Here is a 25,144-nt window from a genome sequence, read left to right on the forward strand (position 1 = left end):
GTGTGAGGATATGTATTCGATCAGCGACATCGCACGATTAACTGGCATTACGGCGTATACGCTTCGTTATTACGAGCGAATCGGCGTTCTGCCGAAACCGCGCCGGCAGCTCGGGAATAGCGGCGGGTCCAGACAGTACGATGACTTGGACCTGCGGTATATTCGGTTTATTTACGGCTTGAAACAGACGGGAATGACGCTCGAAGATATTATGAGTTTCACGAAGGACGGATGTTTGCTGACGGAGCGGGAAGAAGATGCGCCAATAATCGAGGATACGCTGCACAGTCGAATTGACATTCTGAACCGGCACATCGCGGATTTGGATCAACGTATGAAACAGCTGGAAGAAGTAAAGGCAGTAGCGCTTGAGAAGAGAGCGTTCTACTCCGCTATGCTGGAGAAACTGGAAAAGGCCGATCACATCCTTTAAGGCGTGAGCGGCCTTTCTTTCTGCCCTAGAAATACATGCTTCGCTGCGGGCTGCGCTGCTGCCGCTCCAGCGAACGGGTAAACGAGAATTTCAGCACGCCGCGAGCCTGTGCCAGCACCTGTTGTCCGATCTGATCTGCTTTCGCTTGCTCCCCTTTTTTAAAGGCGATCTCGGCATCAATCGCAAGCTGAAGAACCTTGCTGCGAATGCCATCCTTGAACGCATCGGCGCGGTCGAAGTCGTTCTGCATAATGGCGATGATGGCTTGCACATAATTGCGGTGCGAGACGGATTGTACATCGTCCAATAGCCGAAGCGCTTCCTGAATTTCTCGCCGCTCGAGATGAAGAGAAATTAGCGCTGCTGCACGAATCCGCTTGTTCCGGATACGAGGAATCGCGCGTTCCACGGCTTCGAAGTCGCCATTTGCCGCATCGAGGATGATACCGTTCTGGAGATACTTTGCCCGAGTCCGTTTAAGAAAGGCTTCAACTTTGTCAATGTCCGGCGTCCAGAATACGGCTTGCAAGCTCGGAATAAAGAACAGAGCAAATGTAAGGACCAATACGCCAGCCACGAGCAGCCAGTCCTGAGTCGTCATTTGATCATGGGTCCCGATCCACAAACCGATAGCGAAACCGAGCGGGAGTAGGCTGGCCCATCGTAACCATTTGTTCATTTTGAATGTTAATCTCCTTCTGGGTGAATCGATAATCGATAAATGATAATCAGGTCTAACAATAGTGGATATGCTCGCCGCAGGCTATAAGGAATTAATGGATTTCATATGAGCCAGCAGCAGGGATTTTATATTATCTGGAGAATTTATCCAAAATTATAACTGCGAAGGCGGAGGTATGTTCATGCAGGCGGAAGAGGCAACGGGGTCACACGCGATCGTGAAGCTGGACAACTACAGGTTCAGCGGGCTGGATTCTTCACTCGTCGGCGCGATTAAGTCAGTCACGGATTATTATGGGCTGCCTTTAACCGCTTCGTGGATTTATGGCATGACAGGACTCGCGTTCTTGTTTGTTCTAGATGAGAACATGACAGAGCCCAATGGGGGACCGCCTGTTCCAAAGGTGCTCCGGCTTGCCCGCAATATTGGCGTGGACATTGAGGGCTTTCATGTCTATGCAGACGGTGAAGAATTCACTCGTCTTCAACAAGAGGCATGGGATAAAGCAAGAGAAGCCATTGCAGCAGGACAGCCGGTTTTTGCTAAAAATATCGACATCCGCAATCAATTCTCCGTCGTCTACGGGTACGATGACAACGGCTATTACAGGTACAACTGGCATACCGGATATGAGCTTAGCGAGGACGTCATTCCGTGGAACCTGCTTGGCCTAAGCCGATGCACCTGTATTCACTGCGTGAATAATCGGGAACGTGCAGAAGCGGGCGGCGACATTACAGGCGGACTTGTATCGCTGCACTGTGGCAGAGCTGTTGAGGCTGAGGATGACCATGCTTCTTTCAAACAAGCGCTCGAATTTGTCATTGCGATTAATGAGCAGGGCACATACCAATGCGAATGGTCCGGCAAGACGTATCTTGTCGGTGAACGAGCCTATGAACGCTGGTTAGAGGGACTCGCCGACGGCAGTTTGAGCCAGTACTTCTTCAGTCTGTTTATTGAGATATTGAACGAATCACGCAGCCATGCCGTTCAGTTTCTGACTGAAGTACGGGAGAGGCTGGCTGAGTCGAACCAAGCGCTCATCGACGAGCTTACCCGAACATACAACGAAATTTCCGCTAAATTCAGCATCTTACGAGATACATATCCGTACACCGAGCCCCCTGAGCATGAAGTCAAAGAGAGCGAGTGGTGTGCGTTGACCTTAAGCGAGATTCAGACATTGGAGAAGCAAGCGCTCGGCAAAATCAAAGAGATCTATGCGGCTTTATAACAATCGTTCGAGGAGGAAGTCCTTCGTGCCGGTCCGAGATATCGAGAGGTCGCGAAGCTGGTATTGCAAGGTTCTCGGATTCAATGAAGCTGATTGTGAAATCATTGCCGGGCATTTATGTCCGCTGCCGATTGAAGGCACCGGCATTATATTGGACACGATGCCGATGTGGGAGGCCAAGAGCCTGGCGGAGCGCCGCCCATTGTGACGCCTGCCTTTATACTGATGACAAGCGACTTGCAAGGCTCGCTGGACTACATGAAAGAGCTAGGAGTCGAGCTTGTTACGGAGATCGAGCACGACCATTGGTTCGTTGTGAAAGATCCGGACGGCAACAAGGTCATGATTTGCCGAGAGTAAGTTCGAGATCGACTGGGCGAATGAGCTTGCACCTTTTGCGAAGCAGGTGTACATGACCTACCGCAAAGAGTCGCTGAAGGGTCACGAAGCAGAGGTATCGAAGCTGGTCGACAACGGGGTCGACTGCCTATTGAATACAGAAATCGAGAAGCTGATCGCCCCGCACGGACAGGAAGCCATTACGCATGTGCTGCTTCGCAACAACGAGGACGACGCGAAAGTGGAGATGCCAGTGGATGAGGTTATTATTTGTCATGGCTACGATTATCAGCGAGATCTGCTCGATAACAGTAAAGTGCGTATCCAGATGAAGGACGAGTGGAATATCGCGGGAACGCCGATGAGCGAAACATCGGTTCCCGGCATCTATGCAGCGGGCGACCTGCTGGCGCACGAAGGCAAGCTGCACTTGATCGCAGGCGCGTTCCAAGACGCGGCGAACGCGGTGAACAAGGCGAAGAAGTTCATTACGCCGGAGGCGGAGGAGTATGGCATGGTCTCGTCGCATAATGACCGGTTCATCGAGCGCAACCGCAAGCTTAAGAAGCAGTTGTTCGGGAATTGATCCCAGTTGGAACTGCATAGGCATACGGTGCTATAATAGCTCTAATAGGACCGAGCAAAGAGCGAGAGGGAGGTGGCACAGATGGATCAATTACTAGACTTATTCGATTTATTGCTCTCGATCTGTCTCATCTATTCCATCGTCACTTTTACGTCCGCCTTCATCAGCGCGAAGGAAATACCGTCGACTCATGGCATGGTGGCCGCAGCTCCGTCTGTGATGCTGCCTGTCAATCAGCCTCGTATGCCGAATATTCAGCGCTGGCTTGTGCTTACCATTAGACGCAAGGAATCGCCTGATGATACAGATTGTCATCCCCTTATTGATGCATAGTACATTCAATAGGGAGGATTACATTGAAAGCATTATTCAAATCACGCAAATGGGTGAAGCCCGCAGCTCTCGCGCTTCTCGGAGTCACTCTGGCTCTGACGCTTGGCGGCTGCTCGGCTGCTTCGCCTTCGCATCCAATAGAGGCCTCATCGCCGGGGCTGTTTAACCACTACTTGATCTATCCTTTCTCATGGTTGTTGAAGAATCTCGCTGGCGGCTTAGGCGGCGATTACGGTTTATCGATTATCTTGATGACATTGGTTATCCGGACTGCCATCCTGCCGCTGATGATGAATCAGACGAAGAAGTCGATGGCAATGCGGGAGAAGATGGCCATCCTGCAGCCGGAGCTTAACGCGCTCAAAGAGAAGTTCAAGGACGACAACAGCGCGGAAGCGAAGCGACAGCACCAAGTCGAAACGATGCAGCTCTACCAGAAGCATCAGTTCAATCCGCTCAATGTCGGCTGCTTGCCGATGCTGCTGCAATGGCCGATTACGCTCGCGTTCTACTACGCCATTCGCCGTACGCCGGAGATCGCGGCGCATAATTTCCTCTGGTTCAGCCTCGGCAAGCCGGATGTGATCCTGCCGTTCATTGCGGCGGCCGTTTATTTCATCCAATTCCGCGTCTCGCAGCGGATGTCTGTGCAAGTTCAACAGAATGCGAGTTCGAATAATCAACTGGCGTTCATCGGCTTGTTATCCCCGATCATGATGGGGATTACGGCTTTTGCCATGCCGGCAGCACTGCCGCTGTATTGGTCGGTGGGCGGGATTTTCATCATCGTGCAGACGCTGCTTCTGACGAAGCTGTATGGGAAGCGTACGAAGACAGAGCCGTCCGAGCAGACGTCCGAGCTGACGGAGAAGATGTAACAGATATAAGGAAGACCGGGTCATGCCTTTATGGTAGGTATCCCGGTCTTTTTTTGCCATTTTCATGTTAAAAACCCCACATTGGGCTAAACTTCCAGTCGAAATTTGCCGAAAACTATTTTAGGACTAATGTACTAATCAATTTATATTTAAAAGGAGCGCTTTTGAAGATGAAAAATCGGATTTCAAAATGGCTACTGGTTCCTCTGGTAGCCAGTATGCTCTTGCCAAGTGCAGTTGCCTCCGCAGAAAATTCAACGACAACCAAGACAACGGCAGATTTCAAGGATTTGGCTGGCGTGGACGCGGCATTAAAAGCCAAGATCGATGCCTTATTGTCCAAAGGTGTGTTCGAAGGCATTAGCGAAGATTCGTTCGGCATCGATGATAACATGACCCGGGCGCAATTTGCCAAGGTGCTTACTTTGATTTACGGAGTCAATGTCAATGACAGCGTGACAGCCTCCAGCTTCTCGGATGTGAAAGCGGATGACTCTGCCAATGGATGGGCGATTCCCTATATTGAAGCGGCGAAGAAGGCCGGTCTCCTGAACGGAACGGGAAATGACACTTTCCAGCCAGGCGGCGATGTCACTTTAGGACAGTTTGCGACAGGTTTGGTCAGGGGATTAGGCGTAAAGCCGGACACGACAGGATCCCCTTGGTATGCAGATGCAGTTAAGCAAGCGATTAATAAGAAGATCCTCCCCGAAGAGACCGACGGCAGCAAGCTCGCTACCCGCGCGGATCTCGTTGTTGGCGCATATGGCGGGCAGCAGGCGTACGTGGCGATTAAGAAAGAGGAAGAAGCGAATCTGGGCAAGGAACCCGAGAAGGATACGAATACTACGCAGCCTACCGCTCCGACGACATCGACCCCGACAATACCGGTTCAGCTTTCTGCTGCAAAACCAACTGTAAGTGTATCGGCAGGCGCGGTCTTATCTGGAACAGTCGTATCGCTTAGCACGACGACATCGGGAGCAGCCATCTACTACACGACAGACACCACGACGCCAAGCGCATCGAACGGCACAGCGTACAGCGGGCCGATTGTGATTACAAACGCGGTAACGATTAAAGCGGTCGCGGTAAAGAGCGGTTATATAACAAGCAACGTGTTGGAAACGAGCTATACGATTCAACAAGCGGAAGCGCCGACGGCAAACGTGGCTGCAGGCGAGGTTGTGTCGGGGATGACAGTGACGCTTAGTACGACGACATCGGGAGCAACTATCTACTACACGACAGACACCACGACGCCAAGCGCAACGAACGGCACGGCATACAGCAGCCCGATTGTGATTACGAGCGATGTGACAATCAGAGCCATTGCAGTAAAGACCGGCATGACGGACAGTGCGGTAACAAACGTTAGCTACACGGTGCAAGCGCCGCAGTATGTGGAGCCGGTTTATCTGTATGCGCCTCGAAATTTTACTTATGATGATCCAGCAGACGGTTCGACAACAGATACTGCACAGATCATAGCATTGGAGAACCTGCCTGCTGGGGCTACAAAATGGATGGTAAGCACCACCGTTGATGAGCCTGAGACACCATCAGCCGGCACTGAATTCAATGGAATTGACTATACGGCTGGAGACGACATCGATATCAGTGAAGGAAAGAACTGGATTGCAATAGCCGCGGCGGATGACGATGGAAATGTTGTTGGCTTCAGAGCATTATTGCATGCTGAGAGTACTTCTCCGTCAGTCGTGGCTTCACTTTCGCAGATTAGTAGCGGGGATTTGTACATGATTACTATTACTTTCAATCCAACTGTAAGCACAGATTTGACAAGTATAACCGATGCTAAAGACTTAATTGCTTCAATCATCATAAATCCGGACTCTAACCCTGTTACTGTTGATCTTGATTCTGCAACTCTAAACTGGGATGGTGGTGGTTCTGGAGGAGGCTTCCCTGGAGGCGGGTTCCCAGGTGGCGGTTCCCCGGGTGGTAGTCTACCGTCAATGGCCATGATAGCGCTTGCCCATACTCCCGCTTATCAAGTACAAGCTGGAGATGTTGTGAGAGTCACGTTTAAAAATGGTATTGAAATTGAAAACTGCAGTACTTCAGTCGTTGCCTCCGGATAACACCAAATAACGAAAGCAAGAATCTATGTCTTGAAAGACCCGCAGCTTGAACTGCGGGTCTTTATTTTCGTTCTCTTTATTTAACCCCCTCAAGCTCTTTAGCAGCTATAGGGGAAGCAGAAGCTGCGGCCTGTGGGCTGAAATGCGAGGCGCTTATTATCGATTAAGAATACTATCCTCAAGCACAGCGAACTTATCGCCATACTCCTTCACGATGTGCTGCTCTCCCCAGGAGCATAGGGAATCGAGCAGCGGCTTCAACGTCCAGCCGTACGTGCTGAGCTCATACTCCACCTTCGGAGGCACTTCATTGTAGACGATCCGATTAATGATGCCGTCGCTCTCCAGCTCGCGGAGCTGCTGGGTGAGCATCTTCTGCGTGATAGCGGGCATGAGACGCTTCAAGTCGCTTGTGCGCTTCTTGCCATGCGTGAGATGGCACAGAATGACGCATTTCCATTTGCCGCCGATAACCTCTAACGTTGCTTCAACGGATATATTATATTTCTTCCTCTCCATATTGCCGCCGCCTTATTCGAATCAGATTGGGTTGTATGATCGTGTTAGTAGGGTACTTTTTGGTGCCTATAGCACTTAAGAGTGCGTACTATTCGTCCCGGAAGGACTCCACTATAATAGCACTACCGGCCGGTGAATACCAAGCTTGAAGGAGTGGAACAATTGCATACGAATCGAAAAAGCTTGCTCGCGCTCATCGCGCTCGCAGTAAGCGCATTTGCTATTGGAACAACCGAGTTTATTAGCGTCGGGCTGCTGCCCCTCATCGCTGATGACCTGCATATAACGGTACGTACCGCTGGACTTACCGTCACTTTATACGCCCTCGGCGTCACGATTGGCGCGCCGGTGCTGACAACGCTTACCGCCGGCGTGCCGCGCAAGACGCTGCTGCTCTGGATTATGGCGATCTTCATTGCCGGGAACAGCCTGGCTGCCATATCCCATGGAGTGATGCTGCTGTTGACGGCACGTATTATCTCTGCCTTCGCCCATGGCGTCTTCATGTCGATCGGCTCGACCATTGCGGCCAGCCTGGTGCCTGAGAATCGCCGGGCGAGCGCGATTTCCATCATGTTCTCCGGGCTGACAATCGCGACCGTAACAGGCGTGCCGCTCGGCACGCTGCTCGGCCAACACTTCGGCTGGCGCAGCTCCTTCATCGCCATTGCGGTAATCGGCCTCGTGGCGCTGGTAGCGAACGCACTGCTCGTATCGGGCGATCTGAGCCGTGGAGCACGAACACGAATGAGCGATCATGGCAAACTGCTGTCTAATAGCCGCATGCTGCTTGCGTTCATTATTACGGCGCTCGGCTACGGAGGTACCTTCGTCGTATTTACTTATTTATCTCCGCTGCTTCACGAAGTAACCGGATTTGGCGCGCAGACCATTGCGGCCATCCTGTTCTTCTATGGCATCGCAATCGCGATTGGCAATCTTATCGGCGGCAAGGCGGCGAACCGCAAGCCGCTCAAAGCGCTGCTATACATGTTCGCGGCGCAGGCCGTCGTGTTATTGCTGCTCGCTTATGCAGCTCCATATAAGGGACCGGCGCTGCTCGTTATATTCCTCATGGGGCTGCTTGCTTTCATGAATGTGCCCGGCTTGCAGACGTATGTCGTCGTTCTGGCGGAGCAATTCGCGCCGCGGATGAAGGATGTGGCATCGGCGCTGAACATTGCCGCATTCAATGCTGGTATTGCGCTTGGCGCATACTTGGGCGGCGTGGTGGCTGAACAGATGGGACTTGTGCATACCGCATGGGTCGGCGGCGTGATGGTAGCCGCAGCTGCCGTGCTGACCAAGGTCAGCGGTGTCTTGGAACAAAGGGATCAGCGGGCTTCTGCGGAGAAACAACAGGAGCAGCAGATTTGCGCCTGAGAAGAAAAGAGTAGGACATCATTTAGTGGTGAACGATAATAGAGGAGGAAATGGGCAAGATGACAACAGCAACAACTGCAAAACATTTACAGGATACAACGACATTGCATAACGGGGTGGCTATGCCTTGGCTAGGACTCGGCGTCTTCAAGGTCGAGGAAGGGCAGGAGCTCATTGATGCCGTGAAGGAAGCGATCCGTTTCGGCTATAGAAGTATCGACACAGCTGCGATCTATAACAACGAGATCGGCGTTGGACAAGCGATCCGTGAGGCACTGGCAGAGACGCCGTCGCTTAAGCGCGAGGACCTATTCATCACTTCGAAGGTGTGGAACGCGGATCTCGGTTACGAGTCGACGCTGGCTGCTTTCGAGACGAGCCTCGAGAAGCTCGGCTTGGAATATCTGGATCTGTACCTTATCCACTGGCCGGTGAAGGGCAAGTACAAGGATGCTTGGCGTGCGCTGGAGCAGCTGTACAAAGCGGGCCGTGTTCGTGCAATCGGCGTCAGCAACTTCCACGTTCATCATCTGGAGGATCTGCTGAAGGATAGTGAAATCGTGCCGATGGTCAATCAGGTTGAGTTACATCCGCGGCTATCGCAAGAGGAGCTAATCAAGTTTAGCGCTGAGCATCGTATCCAGATGGAGGCATGGTCGCCGCTGATGCAAGGTCAGCTGCTGGACAATACGACACTGCAAGACATCGCGGCGAAGCATGGCAAGTCGATTGCGCAGATCATCCTGCGCTGGGATCTGCAGCGCGGCATCGTCACGATTCCGAAGTCGACCAAAGCGCATCGCATTGCCGAGAACGCATCCGTATTCGACTTTGAACTGAGCGCCGAAGACATGCAGCATATCGATGGATTGAACCAGAATCTACGCGTTGGACCGGATCCGGACAACTTCAATTTCTAAGACGAATAAGAGACGTGGACAAGCTTTCCATCTTAGCTGGAACTAAGATGGAAAGCTTGTTTTATTTTTCGGAAAAAGCCATACAAAGATACGATTTGCCATATTCCCGCAGTACCGAGGCAGCTGAACCTGTTCTACACTGAAATCATAAACAGGTTGGAACAGTTTGAGAACGGATACATGCAGTGGAGAGGATGTCGCTTATCATGGATATACAGATTTATCAATTGCTCGAGGGCGCACAGCAAGCGCGCGGGCTGACCGTAATCATCGATGTGTTTCGAGCATTCTCAGTTGCTTGCTATGCGACTGCGGGCGGAGTGGAGAACCTGTTGGCAGTGGGCAGCATCGAAACTGCTTATCGGTTGAAACAGGAGCGCCCGAATTATATTCTGATTGGGGAACGCGGAGGCGTCATTCAACCGGGTTTTGATTACGGGAATTCACCGCATGCGATTCAGCAGGCAGATTTCAGCGGCCTTACAATTGTGCATACGACAAGCGCTGGAACGCAAGGCATTGTGAATGCTGTGAATGCCGACGAAGTCATTACAGGCAGCTTTGTTAATGCGCAGGCGATTATCGACTACATCCGTCAGCGGAATCCGAAGCAAGTTTCGCTCGTTTGCATGGGCTGGGGAGCTGTGGAAGAAGCGGATGAAGATACGCTATTCGCGCAATATGTGAAGAATGCGCTTGAGGGAAAGCCGAACGATTTTGAAGCAATCGTTCGTTATTTGCGGCACGAGAGCAAGACCGGCAAGTTCCTCGATGTATCGGATGGCTCTGCGCCGCCAGAAGATTTTGACCTGTGCCTTAGCTTGAACCGGTTCCCATTCGTCCTTAAGGCAGAACCGTTCGGTGAATCATTGATCAGGCTCAGCAGACAAAATGTAACGGAAGGAGCAGCACCATGAACCGCCGAGTTATCATTATCGGAACGGACGGATTGCGTCCGGATTGCATCGATCTGAGCCGAATGCCGACTTATGCAGCGCTCATTCGGGAGGGGGCGCTGTTCAGCTCCTTCCATTCCAGCTACCCGTCTGAGACTCGCGTCAGTATGACGACGTTGACGACCGGCACACTTCCTGGCCGTCATGGTGTCGTGGGCAATCTGATGGTCATTCCGGGATTTCGTCATGATGGATTTCTGCAGACAGGCGATGATCGGGATTTATTGGCTTATAAATGCGCGATGTCTGAGCCCTTCATTCTGGATCCGACGCTGGGCGACAGGCTGGGCGCTCATGGGCTAAAGCTCGCAGTAGCTGCCTCAAGCTCTCCGGGAGCCTCGCTATTATGGAATTTAAACCATCCTGAGCAAGTGATCAATCCGTCATCCATCTATGAGTCCGAACAGCTGCAGCAGCTGCATAAGGAGCTCGGAGCAGTTCCTGCAGAGCTTTCGCATATAAGGCGGGAGCGGGCTCTGTGGGCGACGCGGGCGCTAACGGAGGTTCATCTGCAGAACCCCGCGAATGGCGCGATGGTATTGTGGTTGTCCGAGCCAGACTCCGCTCAGCACGATTACGGGTTAGGCTCGCCAGAGAATCTGGAGGCATTGGAGCTTATCGATGGCTGTGTGGCGGAGGTGCTGAGGGCTATCGATGAGAAGGGGCTACGAGATGAGGTAGATCTATTCCTGATCAGCGACCACGGGCATTCGACCATTCAGGCACAGGGCTCGCTGCAGGAGCATGTACGAAAGGCATGCGACGAGTTAGAGCTGGCGCAGCGCTTCGTTGCCGCAGGGCATTACGTGTATGCCGCGCCGCAAGAGGCGGTTACACCTTCGCTGCAGGAGACGGCGTCGCTCATTGACTGGGTACAGCAGCAGCCGTGGTGTGAGCGGGTTTATGTGGGCTCGTCCGATCTTTGCGATCTTCCGGGCGTGCTGCCTATGGAGCAACTGGTTGGTCCTATTACGCACCGCCGTGCCCCGCTGTTCGCTGTACAGCCGATATGGTCGGGCGAGCAGAACGAATATGGCGTGCCTGGAACAACGCTCTCATTAACCTCCTCCTCGATGCTCCGCGCTAGTCATGGGACCGCGAATCCCTACGATCGGCATGCATTCTGTCTCGCGGTAGGCAGCAGCTTCCGTCAAGGGTTCATTTCCGACGTTCCATGCGGCATTCAGGACATTGCCCCGACTGTCTGCTGGCTCGTCGGCCTGCGCGATGAGACCGGCTTCGATGGCCGCGTATTGAGCGAAGCGTTCAAGCTTGAGTAAGCCATAAGGGCCGAGATTGTCTGCCGTTGTTCTGGCATGCTTTTTACTGTGCGCCGAGAACGCTTATATACTTCTATCACGGTTATCGAATACGCTGGACGAACCAGCAGTGTACATCAATGCGCTCGGAATAATGGGCGAGCGTTGGCGCTGGAAGGGCGAGGCCGAACGGCTGCAGCATCGTATTGCGCTCAATCTCGAAGCGGGCTTGGCGCAGCTTCCAAGGGCGATGGTCAATATCTCCGCGATAGAGCTTTCCCTTATGCTCACTATAGAGGCCGTAGCGTTCGACGAGGAATTCGTTTAGTGAGCCAGGCTCTGCCATCTGCGCAGAACCAGAATCTGAATCAGATAAAGGCGCATAGGAGCATGCGAACTGAATGTCCGGGTTTGCGGTCCGCTTGCTCGTGTAGCGATATCCGTCTCGTTCACGGAGAAGCTTCATGGAGGCATGGTGGTAGGCAAGGTGAAAGAAGGTTCGCCCGCCCCAAACCGTCGGCCAGCTATGGGCATCGAGACTGAAGAAATAGACGCCGGGCTTGCCGTCCATCGTGACATAGGTGCGGACATTGAGTTCATTGAATGTAGAGACGCCGGGAATCGGAGGCAGGAAGCGCGGCCGTACGTCCCGCATTTGAAAGGGGACAATGCTAAGCCACGCAGATCCTTCATAGAGATCGAGCTCCATTCCTTGCGGCAGAAGCGGAGCGACAACGTCCGGAGAGACGGGATAGTGCAGAAACAGAAGGTGCATCCACGTCTGGTTCATAACCCAGGGCGAGCGCGGAAGAGGCCAGCCTCGATTGGGCGAAAGTGCCATCTGATCCATCTCCTTCGTTTACTGGACGATCAGCGATAGTTGCGGTACTATTATACCGCTTTACATGATTATATAGCATATCATTGCTTTCGAGAGGGGCTTTAGTTTCACACAGCCATGGATTTAACTTGGGGAATTATTGCATTAATGCTCGGCGGCGGGTTTCTGGCTGCCTTTATCGACGCTTCGGTGGGCGGAGGAGGCCTCATTTCGGTGCCGGTGCTGCTGGCGGCCGGGCTGCCGCCGCATCTGGCGCTGGGGACGAACAAGCTGTCGGCTTCGTTCTCGTCGGTGACGAGCACCATCACATTCTGGCGTTCCGGCAAAATCAATCTGCGCACCATGGGCAAGCTTGTCCCATTCACAGCGGCCGGTGCGGCGGGAGGAGCGCTGCTGCTTCAGCTGATACCATCGGATTGGCTGCGACCAGCGATTGTCGTCATGCTCATTGCCGTCACGGTGTACACGCTGTTGAAACGCAATTGGGGCATGGAAGGAGCGGAGCGCAAGCTCACAACCGCTGCGAAGCTCGGCGCGATTGCGGCGGCGTTCGTGCTAGGCGCGTATGACGGCTTCTTCGGTCCGGGGACGGGCTCGTTCCTCATCTTTATCTTTATCATGCTTGGCTACGACTTCGTTCAAGCGGCAGGAAACTCGAAGCTGCTGAACTTCACGAGCAACGTGGCGAGCTTGATCGTATTTCTGTCGCTGGGCTGGGTCGATTTCCGCCTGGGCCTGCTAATGGGCGCAGCGATGGTCCTCGGCTCGTTGGCCGGCTCCCGTCTGGCCATCAAGAAAGGGACCAAATACGTCAAGCTGCTCTTTGTATTTGTAACCGTATTGTTGATCGGCAAGCAGCTTTGGACGTTGATCGCGGGGAGCTAGGCTAGAGCGAAAGCCCAAGCCGCAGCTCACTTCACCATACCTCGGCGCAGCGCCGTTACGACGACCTGCGTCCGATCTTCACAGCCGAACTTTTGCAGAATTCGATGGACGTGGCTCTTAACGGTACCTTCACTGATAAACAGCTTCTGCGCGATGCGGTCATTGCGCAGCCCATACGCCATCTCCTGCAAAATCTCCTGTTCCCGTTCTGTAAGCGGCTCGAGCAGCGAGGAGTCCGCTCCGTCCTTCGCACCATTGGAAACAGGCGGCACGAGAAACGCGGAGGAGACCGCGCGGGACAGCGCGCCTGCGGCCAGCTCCGTCCGGTAGACGGCTTCGCCACGATAGGCGGAGCGAATCGCCTCAAGCATATCTTCCACGTCCGCATCCTTCAGCAGATAGCCGACGGCGCCGGAGCGGATCACTTCATAGATGTAATCCGGATCGTTGAACGTGGTGAGGATGACGATTTTAACGCCTGGCAGCTGTTTAATGATCGCTTTCGAAGCTTCGATTCCTGTCATGCCCGGCATCTGGATATCCATCAGAATGATGTCCGGACGCAGCGCGAGCGCCTGATCAACAGCTTCATGGCCATCCGCCGCCTCGCCCGCGATCTCCATATCATTTTGCAGGCTGATGACGTAGCTGAAGCCCTGCCGAATCATTTTCTGATCGTCGACGAGCAATACTGTAATTTTACCGTCGTTGTTTGTCATCTATGAACCCTCCTTCGCTTCCTCTTCTGCTTCGCTCAATGGCTGCAGCTCTGCCCGAATCTGAAACCCTTGAGGCTCTGCTGCCCCAAAGGTTAAACAGCCTCCTGCTTCCTCTAACCGAGCTCGCATCGTCTTCAGTCCGAACCCTTCTAGAACGGCTTCATTCGCATCTGCGTCCACATTCGCTTTTCCGTTATCCCGAACAACCAGCACGATCCGCCCGCCTTCCGAAAATATACGGACATCGACATGAGTCGCTTCCGAATGACGCACAATATTGGTGATCGCCTCTTGCATCACTGCGAAGAGCAGCGTAGCGTGTTCCGCCGTAATCCCATCCTCGTGCAGCTCAGCCTCCAAGCTATACGTGATGGCTGCAGTCGCCTCCATTCGGGCAAGCTGCGCCTTAATCGGCGCGAGACCGGACATTGACCGATCATCGGCTAGCGCATGGATGGAGGTTCGAATATCTTGAAGACCTTGGCGAGCCACCTCCAGCATACCGCCCAGCGACTGCTCTGCTTGCACAGGGTCCTTGGCGATCATGTAGCGCAGCGCCTGCATTTGCACGATGAGCGAGGTCAGGCTGTGCCCGACGGCATCGTGAATGTCGCGTGCAATCCGCGTCCGTTCGTCCAGTACCGCGTTACGCATGGACGTTACCGACGCTTCCTGCAGATGGACATAGGCTTCTTGGAGCTCTGCCAAGTTGCGTTTATTTTCTTCATAGATCGCATCACGCTGGCGCCTGCTCTGCACGATGAAGAAGAAGAAGATGGCAATAATGACGAAAGAGAGGAAGTTGATCACGCTCTCGCCGCCGAACGCCGTATACATCCCGGCTACTATGATCATAGCCGCGAGCATCGGGATGCGCTTCGTTGAGAGCGATAACCGAATAGTCGTCGTGATCACGATAACGGTGAGAAAATAAAGCAGCACGTTCTCGTCATACCAGATCATGCCAGCCAATGTCTCCGCTGCAGCAAGCGCAACGAAAACAAGCGACATCCGTCTCGTCTGCCAGAAGCCGCGAAATACGAAACGGCTAATGTATGTCGCTAAGATGAGGACGTTCAATGCGATTTTGACAGGAGAGCCCGTGAAAAATCCGTTCATATGCATAAGTATGGCGATGAATATGGCTCCGGCCGCCGAACGGATGAAGAATCGCCGGTCTTGCAGCTGCTGCAGCATAAGTACCAACCTCCCCGACATTTTTATTGTAGCTTTGGGCAGCGCCGGAAATCAATTGCGGTAGAGACCGGATGCGAGCATCTCTATCTATAGATATAGAGCGGATGATGTTCAGGTTCTATCCGAGGTTGGTCGAACGGACAAGCCGATTCGGGATATGATGGTATTCGTTGAGACAACGATAACGATGAATATGAGGGAGGCAATATACATGGAGCAGCAGCTTATTATTATTTTGGTTGTTTTATTCGTGGGGTATCGGATCGCGATGCGGGTCCGCCGCAATTTCACTTGGAGCGAGCTGAAGTCAAGAAGATTAGGTTTTCGTATAGGCCTGTTTGCATTTATTGGGGCGGTGTTTATGGCGGAGAGCGGCTTTAGTGCCGTCAGCGTCGTTTCGGATGTGATCGGCATTCTGCTCGGCGTCGCGCTCGGACTAGTAGGGGCGTCAATGACAACGTTCGAACGCCGCGGCACGGAGTTATTTTATAAGGCGAATGTGTGGATCGGAAGCATCGTGACCGTTCTGTTCGTCGGTCGGTTCGCGTATCGGATGTATGAAGTGATGACCATGCCGCATACCAAAGACAGCTACAACTTCGCAGCTGGGGGCAGCCAGTGGTCGTCCGGTCTTATGCTTATCATGTTCGCTTACTACGTCGTTTATTACGTACTGCTTATTAATAAGGGCAAGCAAGCGCCAGCACGTTTGAGCTAAAATAAAGCCGAAGCCGCGACCCGGGAGAGGGAGCAGCTTCGGCTGTTTCGTTATTGAAGCGACTTGATATACCAAGCATCGCAGGCAAAATGCTCCGATCCCGCAAGCGGCGCATCCAACTGCTCGAAGCCATGCTTCGCATAGAAGCGGTTCGCAGCGGTCATGTTAGAGAGCGTCTCCAAGTAGCACTGCTTGTAGTGCTCCCGTGCGAATGCGAGCGCAGTGCCCAGCAGATCGGCTGCCATGCCGGTGCCTCTCGCAAGCGGCAGCAGGTACATCTTCTGCAGCTCGCACACGTCTGTTGAATCGGCAAAAGGAGCAATTCCGCAGCCGCCAACAACTTCTACGTCTTGTTCAACAACCCAGTAGTCATGAGCCTCAGGCTCGTAAAACTCCGCAAGCTTGCTAAGGCTCGCATCTTCCCATGCCAGTCCCGCCCGGTTGCCTCCGAACTCGATCAAGCACTCCCGTATAATCCGTTCAATGACCGCGTTATCTGCCGTCTGTAGTTTTCGAATGATCCAAGCCAAAGTCCAACAACCTCCATTATTGATCTTGCGTCGTGCTGATCCCGTTCAGAAATACACGATATGCCGTTTGCAGCTGATCGCCGAGCCCAGTGTCGCCCATCCCCGTACTCCATATAACCAGTGTGCCAAAATAAAGCTGCAGCGCGGTCGACGCCAGCTCGTCTGCAGAGATATGACGCCTGAACTCGCCGCTTCGCTGCCCTTTGTCGAAGAGCTCGATGATCGATTGCAGCTTGAGTACATGGCCTGCTGTGCCTTTATCGGCGTTGCTTGAGGCCAGAAACCGCTGCAGTGCCGATCGCAGCAGGGCGGGACTTTCGCTCATCGAGTCGCCGACCTCCTTCACATAGGCGAGAATGAGCGGCATGTAAGGGCCCGGCCGATCACGAAGGCTGAATAGTTCATGAAGGTAGAAGTTCTTCTGGAATTTAAAGAGCAGTTCTTCCTTCGTCGCAAAATAATTAAAAAAGGTGCCCTTCGCCACACCGGCAGCCTGTGTAATCTCCGCTACGCTCGTTTCCTCGAAGCCCTTCTCGCAGAACAGCCGATCAGCGGCCTCGATGATACGCTGCAGCGTCGCTTGTTTCTTCTCTTCCCGATTCATCGATTCATGCGAGCCTCCTTATCTTCACGTATTATAGCATAAACATTAAAAATGACCACTGGTCAAATAAATATTGACCAATGGTCATTTTTAGTTGTATGGTGTTAGTAAGATAACCGCTTACGTTTGGGAGGAAGCAAAATAATGATGATGACCGGGAACGTTGAAATCAATTCGAACCATAAAGTCGTACTGGTTACAGGTGGTACAGGGTATGTCGGGGGCTGGTGCATTGCCCTGCTGCTCAAGCAAGGCTATACCGTTCGCACAACGGTGCGCGGTTTGGAGAAAGAGCAGACGGTGCGGGCGAGCATCGCAGCAGAGGTTGATCCGGGCGATCGGCTGTCGTTCTACGCTGCCGATCTGACGTCGGACAACGGCTGGGACGAGGCAGTGGCCGGCTGTGATTACGTCCTTCATGTCGCTTCGCCTCTTGGCCACGAGAATGCCCGAGATCTGGACTCGCTCGTCGGTCCGGCACGCGATGGCGCGCTGCGCGTGCTTCGCGCTTCTGTGAAAGCTAGCGTTCAGCGCGTCGTCATGACGTCTTCCTTGGCAGCATGCACGCAGGTTTCCTACAGCGAAGAGGCGATCATAGACGAGTCCTTGTGGAGCGACCCTAAAGATAATAAACTGGATGCATATCGCAAATCGAAGGTGTTATCCGAGATGGCCGCATGGCAGTTCATGGAGGAGCATGGCGGGCGCACGTCGCTCACGACGATTCTGCCAGGCGCGATCTTCGGTCCAATCCTGTCGCAGGCGAATCAGAGCGGTTCCGCCCGCGTCATCGAACGGATCGTGAAGGGGCGCATGCCGGGCACGCCGCGAATCGGATTCGAGATCGTGGACGTGCGGGACTTGGCGGAGCTGCACATCCTCGCTATGACCTCGGAAGCGGCGGCGGGGCAGCGGTTCATCGCCGTCGGCGGCTTCATGCGGATGCACGAAATTGCGCAGGAGCTGCGTGCCAAGCTTGGCGGCAAAGCAAGCAAAGCGCCAACCCGCATGATTCCGGACTTCGTGCTGCGCGTGCTCGCGATCTTCGACGCGTGGAATGCGCGGAGAGCATTCATTAAACGGACGAAGCGGAGTGACCCTATTTTGAGAAAGATACAGAATGACTGGCTGCATGTACTCGGCATTATCCTTAGTCTTCTTGGCATTGCGCTAATTGTGCAGCCGCTTGTACGCGGAATCTTCGGCAATCCGATCCTTTACCGATTCCTCGGCTGGCTGCCGGAGGGCTGGCCTTCGCTGGGCGGATGGATCGTGGTGCTGATTATCGGCCTCGTCCTTATCTCGATTACGAAGCCGCTGCCGACGAAGAAGTCAGAGTAGGCAAGGAAGCGGGGGGAGCAGGTAGAGGAAACAGGTAGGCAGAGGGACAGATACACAGATACACAGATACACAGATACACAGATACACAGATACACAGCTGGGCCAGTTGGGTCTCGGCTGTTTTTTATTATTCTTTATTTAAGTATATACTTAATTAAGTGTTCGATTTATAATATACCCATGGACACCTTTACAGCAATTTCAGACCCCAACAGACGCCATATTGTTGAATTACTGGCCGAGCACGGAAGCCTCACCGCCACCGACATTTGCGGCTACTTCACCATTAGTCCTCAGGCGATCTCGCAGCATCTCAAGGTGCTTCGCGAGGCGAATGTGGTCTCCGTGGAGAAGAAGGCGCAGCAGCGAATCTACCGCTTGAATGAGCAGTCGATATTCGAGGTGGAAGAGTGGGCGAAGCGGTACAGACAGCTATGGAGCCAGCGATTCGAGAAGCTTGACGGTTTACTGCAGGCGCGGATGGAGCAGCTGAAGAACAAGCCGCGTACTCAATCGAATGAGAGGGATGGAGAACAATGACAATGGTAAATGAAACGAAATTGACGGCAGAGCCAGGCAAGCAAGTCATTCTGATCGAGAGAGAGTTTAATGCACCGCGCGAGCTCGTATTCGAAGCCTTCACAGACGCGGATCTGTTCGTACAGTGGATGGGACCAAACGCGCTTACGATGAAGCTGGAGAAGTTCGATGCACGTGATGGCGGCGCGTGGAAATATATTTCCAAAGAGCCAAACAGCGGCGCTGAATTCGCATTCTGTGGTGTGTTCCACGAAGTGACAGCACCTTCCCGTATCGTGCAGACGTTCGAATTCCTCGGCCTTCCGGATCGCGGACATGTGACTTTGGAGACAGCTGTGTTCGAGGAGCTGCCAGGCGACCGGACGGTTGTGAAGATGGAGTCGGTGTTCCGCTCGATTGCGGACCGTGACGGCATGCTGCAGTCCGGCATGGAGGGCGGCTTGAACGAATCGTTCGGCCGACTGGTGAAGCTGCTCGAGACACTTCGCAATCGCTAACTCGGAGCCGTATAATGGAGCTAGCAAGTTCAAGCTTCGTTAGGATACGGAGGGAAGAAGACGATGCAAACGATAAAGCGGATGATTGAGCATCAGATTTGGGCAGATAAGCGGATGATGGCTGGGCTGCGTGCGAACGGGGGAAAACCGGCGGATGCGGTGAAGCTGATGCGCCACCTTGCGACCGCGGAGCAGGTATGGGTTACGCGGCTGAATGGACAGAGCAGCGCGCATCTTCAGCTATGGCAAGACGATGCGGATCTCGACTCGCTCGAGGAGCTGCTGGCAAGCAATGAGGCGAGCTACCGCGCGTACGCGGACGGCTTGACGGAAGAGAAGCTGGATGAGATGGTCTCGTATGCGAACCAGAGCGGCGTCATGTTCAGCACGTCGGTGCGGGATATTTTGTCGCAGGTTGTGCTGCATGGACAGTATCATCGCGGACAGATCAATCGTGCTTTGAAGGAAGCGGGCGGGACACCGCAGGCGCTGGATTATATTTTGTATGCGCGAATGCAGTAGGCATGGCTATAGAAAAGAGAAACGAAAAAGCACCCAAAGCTGGGGTGCTTTTTGTGCTCATGATGCGCTCTATGATGGATAAATCCAACTTAAATCCACCTTTTGGGGCGACTCGCTGGCTATAGTGGAAAAATCCACTCATTTCTTCTCCAAACGAGCGTTTTCCGCCAATCCGGCCGAAAATGAGTGGAGAAATCCATTATAGCATCGAAAAACGGCTGATTTTGCTTAAAATGAGTGGATTAATCCCATATAGCTATGGTGGCGAGTGTGAACTCGTGAGTTTGATTAAGCCAAGACCAGGCCAAGACCAAGCCAAGACCAAGCCAAGACCAAGCGAACCTAGCCAAGCACCGGAAGCAGCACATGGCTCGGATACTGCTCGGTGTGGTGGATCGTTTGCGTTGCGAGCACCGGCTTCGGATCTTCATACGGGTTCAGCCCCGTATTCGAGTTCGGGAAGGCGACGTTCTTGCTCGACGATGTCACCGAGAAGCGGACGCGGTGTCCAGCGACAAAACGGTGCGCGATGTTCGGCATGAAGATGTTGAACCGCTCCACCTGGCCCGGCGTCAGCAGCTCCGGCTTGTCGTAGCCGCCGCGGTATTTGGCCCGGACGATATAGCTCGACAGCAGGATCGAGTTGTCCGCTTCATCCACATCGCTCAGCGAGACGACCCAGTCGGTGTCGACCGCGGAGCTTGCCGCATACAGCACGGCGGAGAGCTCGCCCGCAATCGTGAGCTCCTCGTTCAGGCTCTCGCTTGTATAGCAGAGCACATCCTGACGAAGCTCAATCGTGCGGCGATTCTCCGGCTCGCGCTCGCCGGAGTCAGCGACCGGATCGGACGGATTGTAGACGTATACGTCCGGCTCCGCTTGAGACGGGCCCGCAGCAGGCTGCAGCTGCAGCGTGCCGTTGCCGAAGGCGGAGTTCGCCCGCCCGCCGCTGCTCAGATAGAACGGCGTGGCGGTCGATTCGGTCGGCGTCCAGTCCGCGGACGTGCGCCATTTGTTCTCGCCGACCACGTAGTAGCTGGCTCTCGGCTCGGTATCGATGCCGTTGGCGATGCCTTTGAGGTGGCGATCGAACCAGCGAAGCACGTTCACGTCGTAGTCGTAGACGACGGCATCTTCACCGAACGCAGCACCCTTCAGGTCGCGCGCCCGGTTCGGGCCGTGCTCCCATGGACCGAGCCAGATTTTGCGGTTCGGCACATCATGCTCGGTGAGCAGCCGCCATGTCTCGGAGACGCCTGGGCTGTCGCCGTCGTACCAGCCGGAGATGACGAACATCGGAGCCTTGATCTGGTGGGCGCGCTCCGCATGATCGCAGTTCCGCCAGTATTCGTCGTACTCCGGATGCTCGCTCCACATGTCCCAAGGGCCGGAGCTGCGGCCGATCATTTGCTGCGGAATCTCCTTGATCGGGCGCGCGTCCACTGCCTTCGCAGGGTCGACCGTGATGCCCGCGAAGATTTGAAAATCCGTCCGCGTGCCGACCGACTGCGCGAGTGTCCAGCAAAGCAGCGGCCACGAGCAGACCGTCCCGCCCCGGCGCACGGTATCGACGAATGGCGTGCCGACGTTCACTTCGTTGACGACGGCTTTGAGATTCGGATGCCCGCTCGTGGAAGCGGCCATGACGACATAGCCGAGATACGAAGCGCCCCACATGCCGACGTCGCCGTTCGACCACGGCTGAGCGATGATCCAGTCGATCGTGTCGGAACCGTCCTCGCGCTCATGATAGAACGGCACAAGCTCGCCTTCGGAATCGGCGCGGCCGCGCACGTCCTGATTGACGACCGCGTAACCTTTGCACACCCAGTGCATGAAATTCTCTTTGCGTCCATTGCGGTCATAGCATGTCCGAACGAGAAGGGTCGGCAGCTTGGTGCCTGGCGCGATGCCTTCCGGCAAATAAACATCCGTCGCGAGCTTCACGCCATCGCGCATCGGGATGAGGAACGTGCCGAGATCGTTCACGCCGTACTCGGGCTTCGACAAGGAAGGATCATCATAGACGACGAGCGGCGTCAGCTTCTCCAGCCCTTCTTGCACGATAATCTCCATGCCGTAACGGTTCGGCGTCAGGAAGGCAATCACTTTGCCATCAAGCGTGACGATGTCTACCGCTGTGCCTCCGCGTTTTGCCCATACCTGAGAGGTACGTCCTTGTTCGTCCGTATAGGTCAGATGGCGATGATAGTTCTCGCCGTTCTCGACAATCACGCGGTCGCCCGCCCACTCTGCCTTCAGATAGAGCGGCATCGCTTCACGAATCTGCTGGAGCGGAAGTGCGTACTTCGCACGATCATCCAGCACGTTCTCTTGCATTTGCGTACGCTGTCTCGGGTTCACCTTGGCATGCATGATTTTGCCGCTGCCGCCTTCTTCCGTGAACCGGATACGCCCCTCATAAACACCTGCACAGTAGAAGCTGTAAACCTTCGCCGTAGCCGTAGTCTTTGTCATTGTTGTCGCCATCGCTTAGCTCCCCCAAACCTGTTCGAATACGCGCAGCCAGTTGCCGCCGATGATTTTGCCGACTTCTTCGTCGGAATAGCCGCGGGCAACGAGACCCCGGGTGAAGTTGATGAATAGGCCGTACTGTTCGAGCCCGCGAACGAGCTCTGTGGAAGGACCGTCACCCTTAGCAAAACCAAGCTTCGGCGCGATATGCTCCTTGAAGTAGACGAGCGACCAGTCGACATCGCTCATCGGCCAGTCGGTACCGATGCCGACGTGGTCGACCCCGACCAGACGGACGATGTAATCGATATGATCGAGCACATGATCAATGGTCGTATTCTTCGGGTCCTCGTGGACGAACCACGGCATCGCGAACACGCCGATCACGCCGCCCGTAGCCGCGATCGCCTGAATCTCTTCATCGCTCTTGCAGCGGCGGTGCGGGTAGATCGCCTCAACGCCTGTGTGGGAAGCAATGACTGGCGCCTCAGATAAGCGGCACGCGTCGAGCGTCGTCTGTTTGCCGCAATGGCTCGTGTCGACGACGATACGGAGCTCGTTCAGCCTCCGGATGAACGTCATGCCGAAGTTAGACACTCCGCCGTTTGCGAGCTCCATACAGCCCGAAGCGATGGCGTTCTGATTATTGTAAGTCAGCTGAACGAGACGGAGGCCGAAGCTGTGCAGCGCCTCGAGGAGATCGAGGTTCTTGCCGAGTCCGGTCGGGTCTTGGGTCGTGACGATGCCGGCTTTCAGCCCGTCTGCCTTCGCACGCCGAATGTCCGCAGCGGTCAACGCTTTGATGAGCCAGTCGGTGCGGTCGAACTGCTCCTGCACCTCGCCCATGCTTGTCATGATACCCTCGTGGCTGGACATGTCGAGCTCCCGGTTGCCGGCTGTAATGCCGGAGCGGTACCACTCGTCCTTGAACGCGGCAAGCTCGCCGCGGGCGGACATTTGGCGCAGCCGCTTGCTCGGAAGCATGGCATACGCCATCGGATCATCCTTCAGCGGCTCGCACTCCGCCTTGATCTGTTCGGATACTTCAGCCGGTATAACGCTAGGGGAAAGAGGCCCTTGAAAAAGTAGATCAATAACGATGCTGCGCTCATGAATATCGCGCGCACGCTGTTCTTGCTCCGCAGTCAGTCCGAAATCATACATTCCTGCATGCTCGCTCATATTGCTCATGATGTCTCTCTCCTCGGGTTAGATTGCTATTGATGTGCCCTTGCCTTGCTGCTGTGCTTGTTCATAGATATAGGCGGCTGCCGCCAAATCCTCGACCGCAAGACCGAGCGACTTGAACAGCGTGAGCTGCTTGTCCGACGTGCGACCCTCGATGCGGCCGAGCAGCGCTTCGCCGACCTCGCCGACAATGTGGTCGCTGCTGATCGCGCCTTCTTGCAGCGGGATCAAATAGTCGCCAGCCTCGCCAAGCGCGGACTCGCGGCGGTCGACGTAGAGCCTCGACCGCCGCACGATCGCGGTGGCGAGCTCGCGGTCCTTCGCCCGGCAGGCGCCCACCGCATTGATGTGCGCGCCTTCGGCGATCCATTCGTCCTCGAGCACTGGCGTGGTCGAGGACGTCAGTGTACAAATAATTTCGGCGCACGCGACTGCTTCCTGCGCGGAGCCGCTCGCCTCAATCGCTAGCCGCTCGCCGTAGCGCGCGCTCATATCGTCCGCAAACCGCTGCGCATGCTCCGCGCTGCGGCTCCAGACGCGGACGCGCTCGAGCGGCCGCACGAGCATCAGCGCCTCGAGATGGCTGCGCGCCTGCTCGCCCGTGCCGATCAGCGCGAGCGAGCGCGCGTCCGGCTTCGCGAGCAGCTTCGTCGCCGCCGCGCTGACTGCGGCCGTGCGGATCGCGGTTACGCGGAGCCCATCAACGATCGCGTTCACGGCTCCTGTGGTCGCATCGAACAGCGTGATGAGCCCTTGATGCGACGGCAGCCCGCGGTCGTGATTATGCGGGAAGACGCTGATCAGCTTCGCGCCGACGATCTCTTGGCGGATCAAGTATGCGGGCATGAGCCCCATGAGTCCGCCTTCGCGGACGGGAACGACGGAACGCAGCTGCTGCTCGGCTTGTCCGGCGGACAAGTCTTGAAGCGCGGTTTCCATGAGTGTTATGCAGGCTTCCATCGATAGTAGTTCGGATACTTCGTGACCGGTAATGACTAACATGCTGCGCTCACCTGCTCATTTCTGTTCATTTGTTTAATAAATTAACTTTTATTGTATGCGAACAGGGTGGGGAAGGAAAGCCCCGATTACGCGGGGCTTTCGGGCTACAGGTTTCAACTCAGTGTCCTTAACCGCGTGTGTCGACACCCCAGCCCCGACTAGAACAGCGTCGGAATCGGCGGACAGGTCGACGCTTCAATAAATCTCGAATCAAAACCATAATAATACCAGAATGATCCGCTCCATCTGTAGCCTGTCGTGCCGTTCATATCGACCATTGTCGGGTAGAACCAGAAGCTGTCTCCGCCTCTTAGCCAAACATAGGTGTACTCGTGAATGCAGTCGATGATATACGAAACTTGAGGCTTCGGAGGGACGTAAGCAGGCGGTGCAGAGGCCGGCGGCTGACGCATGGGTCCATAAAATCCGAAATGAGACATAACATCGCTCCTCA

27 protein-coding genes and 1 pseudogene are annotated in these 25,144 nt (G+C 54.6%); 17 read left to right on the top strand and 11 right to left on the bottom strand.

Features of this window, described 5'->3' with window-relative positions:
• Positions 1-10: 10 nt before the first annotated feature.
• Entirely contained in the window at positions 11-433 is a 423-nt protein-coding gene (locus tag A8990_RS14825; RefSeq protein WP_116189814.1) for a MerR family transcriptional regulator, read from the top strand.
• 25 nt (positions 434-458) lie between these two features.
• Here the strand turns inward: A8990_RS14825 and A8990_RS14830 are convergent, their stop codons facing one another.
• Positions 459-1,112 carry a hypothetical protein gene (locus A8990_RS14830; protein WP_116189815.1) on the bottom strand — a complete coding sequence of 218 codons (654 nt, stop codon included), beginning with the start codon at positions 1,110-1,112 and terminating at the stop codon, positions 459-461.
• A gap of 184 nt (positions 1,113-1,296) precedes the next feature.
• Here A8990_RS14830 and A8990_RS14835 point away from each other — a divergent pair, with 184 nt between their 5' ends.
• From A8990_RS14835 to A8990_RS14860, 6 genes and pseudogenes are all read left to right on the top strand, one after another.
• On the top strand, positions 1,297-2,352 hold the full coding sequence (locus A8990_RS14835) for a cysteine peptidase family C39 domain-containing protein (protein WP_116189816.1): 1,056 nt from the start codon (positions 1,297-1,299) through the stop codon (positions 2,350-2,352).
• Positions 2,339-2,712: pseudogene (locus tag A8990_RS14840) on the top strand (VOC family protein). Before A8990_RS14835 ends, A8990_RS14840 begins: the two are co-directional and overlap by 14 nt.
• Before the next feature lie 7 nt (positions 2,713-2,719).
• Complete coding sequence (locus A8990_RS14845; RefSeq protein WP_281272509.1) at positions 2,720-3,277, top strand: NAD(P)/FAD-dependent oxidoreductase; 558 nt, start codon at positions 2,720-2,722, stop codon at positions 3,275-3,277.
• A gap of 81 nt (positions 3,278-3,358) precedes the next feature.
• Positions 3,359-3,610 carry a hypothetical protein gene (locus A8990_RS14850; RefSeq protein WP_116189818.1) on the top strand — a complete coding sequence of 84 codons (252 nt, stop codon included), beginning with the start codon at positions 3,359-3,361 and terminating at the stop codon, positions 3,608-3,610.
• 23 nt (positions 3,611-3,633) lie between these two features.
• Positions 3,634-4,488, top strand: coding sequence for a membrane protein insertase YidC (yidC, locus tag A8990_RS14855; protein ID WP_116189819.1), 855 nt, complete (start codon positions 3,634-3,636; stop codon positions 4,486-4,488).
• Positions 4,489-4,658: 170 nt separating this feature from the next.
• The gene (locus tag A8990_RS14860; RefSeq protein ID WP_116189820.1) at positions 4,659-6,593 is read left to right on the top strand and encodes a chitobiase/beta-hexosaminidase C-terminal domain-containing protein; all 1,935 of its coding nucleotides are present in this window, start codon (positions 4,659-4,661) and stop codon (positions 6,591-6,593) included.
• 156 nt (positions 6,594-6,749) lie between these two features.
• Here the strand turns inward: A8990_RS14860 and A8990_RS14865 are convergent, their stop codons facing one another.
• Positions 6,750-7,112, bottom strand: coding sequence for a winged helix-turn-helix transcriptional regulator (locus A8990_RS14865; protein ID WP_116189821.1), 363 nt, complete (start codon positions 7,110-7,112; stop codon positions 6,750-6,752).
• 162 nt (positions 7,113-7,274) lie between these two features.
• Between A8990_RS14865 and A8990_RS14870 the strand changes: the two genes are divergently transcribed.
• The 4 genes from A8990_RS14870 to A8990_RS14885 all read left to right on the top strand — a co-directional run bounded on the left by A8990_RS14870 (position 7,275) and on the right by A8990_RS14885 (position 11,651).
• Positions 7,275-8,495, top strand: coding sequence for an MFS transporter (locus A8990_RS14870; protein ID WP_116189822.1), 1,221 nt, complete (start codon positions 7,275-7,277; stop codon positions 8,493-8,495).
• Between the two features lie 59 nt (positions 8,496-8,554).
• Positions 8,555-9,415: an aldo/keto reductase gene (locus A8990_RS14875; RefSeq protein WP_116189823.1), complete on the top strand. Its 861-nt coding sequence runs from the start codon at positions 8,555-8,557 to the stop codon at positions 9,413-9,415.
• A 206-nt stretch (positions 9,416-9,621) separates the two neighbouring features.
• Positions 9,622-10,332, top strand: coding sequence for a 2-phosphosulfolactate phosphatase (locus tag A8990_RS14880; RefSeq protein ID WP_116189879.1), 711 nt, complete (start codon positions 9,622-9,624; stop codon positions 10,330-10,332).
• On the top strand, positions 10,329-11,651 hold the full coding sequence (locus A8990_RS14885; protein ID WP_116189824.1) for an alkaline phosphatase family protein: 1,323 nt from the start codon (positions 10,329-10,331) through the stop codon (positions 11,649-11,651). Before A8990_RS14880 ends, A8990_RS14885 begins: the two co-directional genes overlap by 4 nt.
• 82 nt (positions 11,652-11,733) lie before the next feature.
• On the opposite strand, the gene A8990_RS14890 is transcribed toward A8990_RS14885, so the two are convergent.
• Positions 11,734-12,471 carry a YqjF family protein gene (locus A8990_RS14890; protein WP_245996033.1) on the bottom strand — a complete coding sequence of 246 codons (738 nt, stop codon included), beginning with the start codon at positions 12,469-12,471 and terminating at the stop codon, positions 11,734-11,736.
• A gap of 117 nt (positions 12,472-12,588) precedes the next feature.
• On the opposite strand from A8990_RS14890, the gene A8990_RS14895 reads away from it, so the two are divergent.
• Positions 12,589-13,356 (top strand): sulfite exporter TauE/SafE family protein, encoded by a 768-nt coding sequence (locus A8990_RS14895; protein WP_116189826.1) that lies wholly within the window; start codon positions 12,589-12,591, stop codon positions 13,354-13,356.
• Positions 13,357-13,382: 26 nt separating this feature from the next.
• Here the strand turns inward: A8990_RS14895 and A8990_RS14900 are convergent, their stop codons facing one another.
• Both A8990_RS14900 and A8990_RS14905 read right to left on the bottom strand, forming a co-directional pair.
• Positions 13,383-14,075: a response regulator gene (locus A8990_RS14900; RefSeq protein ID WP_116189827.1), complete on the bottom strand. Its 693-nt coding sequence runs from the start codon at positions 14,073-14,075 to the stop codon at positions 13,383-13,385.
• Positions 14,076-15,272: a sensor histidine kinase gene (locus tag A8990_RS14905; RefSeq protein WP_181909591.1), complete on the bottom strand. Its 1,197-nt coding sequence runs from the start codon at positions 15,270-15,272 to the stop codon at positions 14,076-14,078.
• Between the two features lie 211 nt (positions 15,273-15,483).
• On the opposite strand from A8990_RS14905, the gene A8990_RS14910 reads away from it, so the two are divergent.
• The gene (locus A8990_RS14910) at positions 15,484-15,990 is read left to right on the top strand and encodes a CcdC protein domain-containing protein (RefSeq protein ID WP_116189829.1); all 507 of its coding nucleotides are present in this window, start codon (positions 15,484-15,486) and stop codon (positions 15,988-15,990) included.
• A gap of 50 nt (positions 15,991-16,040) precedes the next feature.
• On the opposite strand, the gene A8990_RS14915 is transcribed toward A8990_RS14910, so the two are convergent.
• Positions 16,041-16,520, bottom strand: coding sequence for a GNAT family N-acetyltransferase (locus A8990_RS14915; RefSeq protein ID WP_245996034.1), 480 nt, complete (start codon positions 16,518-16,520; stop codon positions 16,041-16,043).
• Positions 16,521-16,536: 16 nt separating this feature from the next.
• Positions 16,537-17,124: a TetR/AcrR family transcriptional regulator gene (locus A8990_RS14920; RefSeq protein WP_116189830.1), complete on the bottom strand. Its 588-nt coding sequence runs from the start codon at positions 17,122-17,124 to the stop codon at positions 16,537-16,539.
• Positions 17,125-17,268: 144 nt separating this feature from the next.
• On the opposite strand from A8990_RS14920, the gene A8990_RS14925 reads away from it, so the two are divergent.
• From A8990_RS14925 to A8990_RS14940, 4 genes are all read left to right on the top strand, one after another.
• Positions 17,269-18,465, top strand: a complete 1,197-nt coding sequence (locus A8990_RS14925; RefSeq protein ID WP_116189831.1) for an NAD-dependent epimerase/dehydratase family protein — start codon at positions 17,269-17,271, stop codon at positions 18,463-18,465.
• 181 nt (positions 18,466-18,646) lie between these two features.
• The gene (locus tag A8990_RS14930; RefSeq protein WP_116189832.1) at positions 18,647-19,006 is read left to right on the top strand and encodes an ArsR/SmtB family transcription factor; all 360 of its coding nucleotides are present in this window, start codon (positions 18,647-18,649) and stop codon (positions 19,004-19,006) included.
• Positions 19,003-19,503, top strand: coding sequence for an SRPBCC family protein (locus A8990_RS14935; RefSeq protein ID WP_116189833.1), 501 nt, complete (start codon positions 19,003-19,005; stop codon positions 19,501-19,503). The genes A8990_RS14930 and A8990_RS14935 overlap by 4 nt, the downstream gene beginning before the upstream one ends.
• A 63-nt stretch (positions 19,504-19,566) precedes the next feature.
• Entirely contained in the window at positions 19,567-20,025 is a 459-nt protein-coding gene (locus A8990_RS14940; RefSeq protein WP_116189834.1) for a DinB family protein, read from the top strand.
• Positions 20,026-20,367: 342 nt separating this feature from the next.
• On the opposite strand, the gene A8990_RS14945 is transcribed toward A8990_RS14940, so the two are convergent.
• From A8990_RS14945 to A8990_RS14960, 4 genes are all read right to left on the bottom strand, one after another.
• Entirely contained in the window at positions 20,368-22,515 is a 2,148-nt protein-coding gene (locus tag A8990_RS14945; RefSeq protein ID WP_116189835.1) for a CocE/NonD family hydrolase, read from the bottom strand.
• Positions 22,516-22,518: 3 nt separating this feature from the next.
• Positions 22,519-23,691, bottom strand: coding sequence for a dipeptidase (locus A8990_RS14950; protein WP_116189836.1), 1,173 nt, complete (start codon positions 23,689-23,691; stop codon positions 22,519-22,521).
• An 18-nt stretch (positions 23,692-23,709) separates the two neighbouring features.
• On the bottom strand, positions 23,710-24,690 hold the full coding sequence (locus tag A8990_RS14955) for an ornithine cyclodeaminase family protein (protein WP_116189837.1): 981 nt from the start codon (positions 24,688-24,690) through the stop codon (positions 23,710-23,712).
• 158 nt (positions 24,691-24,848) lie between these two features.
• On the bottom strand, positions 24,849-25,130 hold the full coding sequence (locus tag A8990_RS14960; protein ID WP_220376811.1) for a transporter: 282 nt from the start codon (positions 25,128-25,130) through the stop codon (positions 24,849-24,851).
• Positions 25,131-25,144 lie beyond the last annotated feature (14 nt).

The organism is Paenibacillus taihuensis (assembly GCF_003386535.1).
GTDB lineage: Bacteria > Bacillota > Bacilli > Paenibacillales > Paenibacillaceae > Paenibacillus_Z > Paenibacillus_Z taihuensis.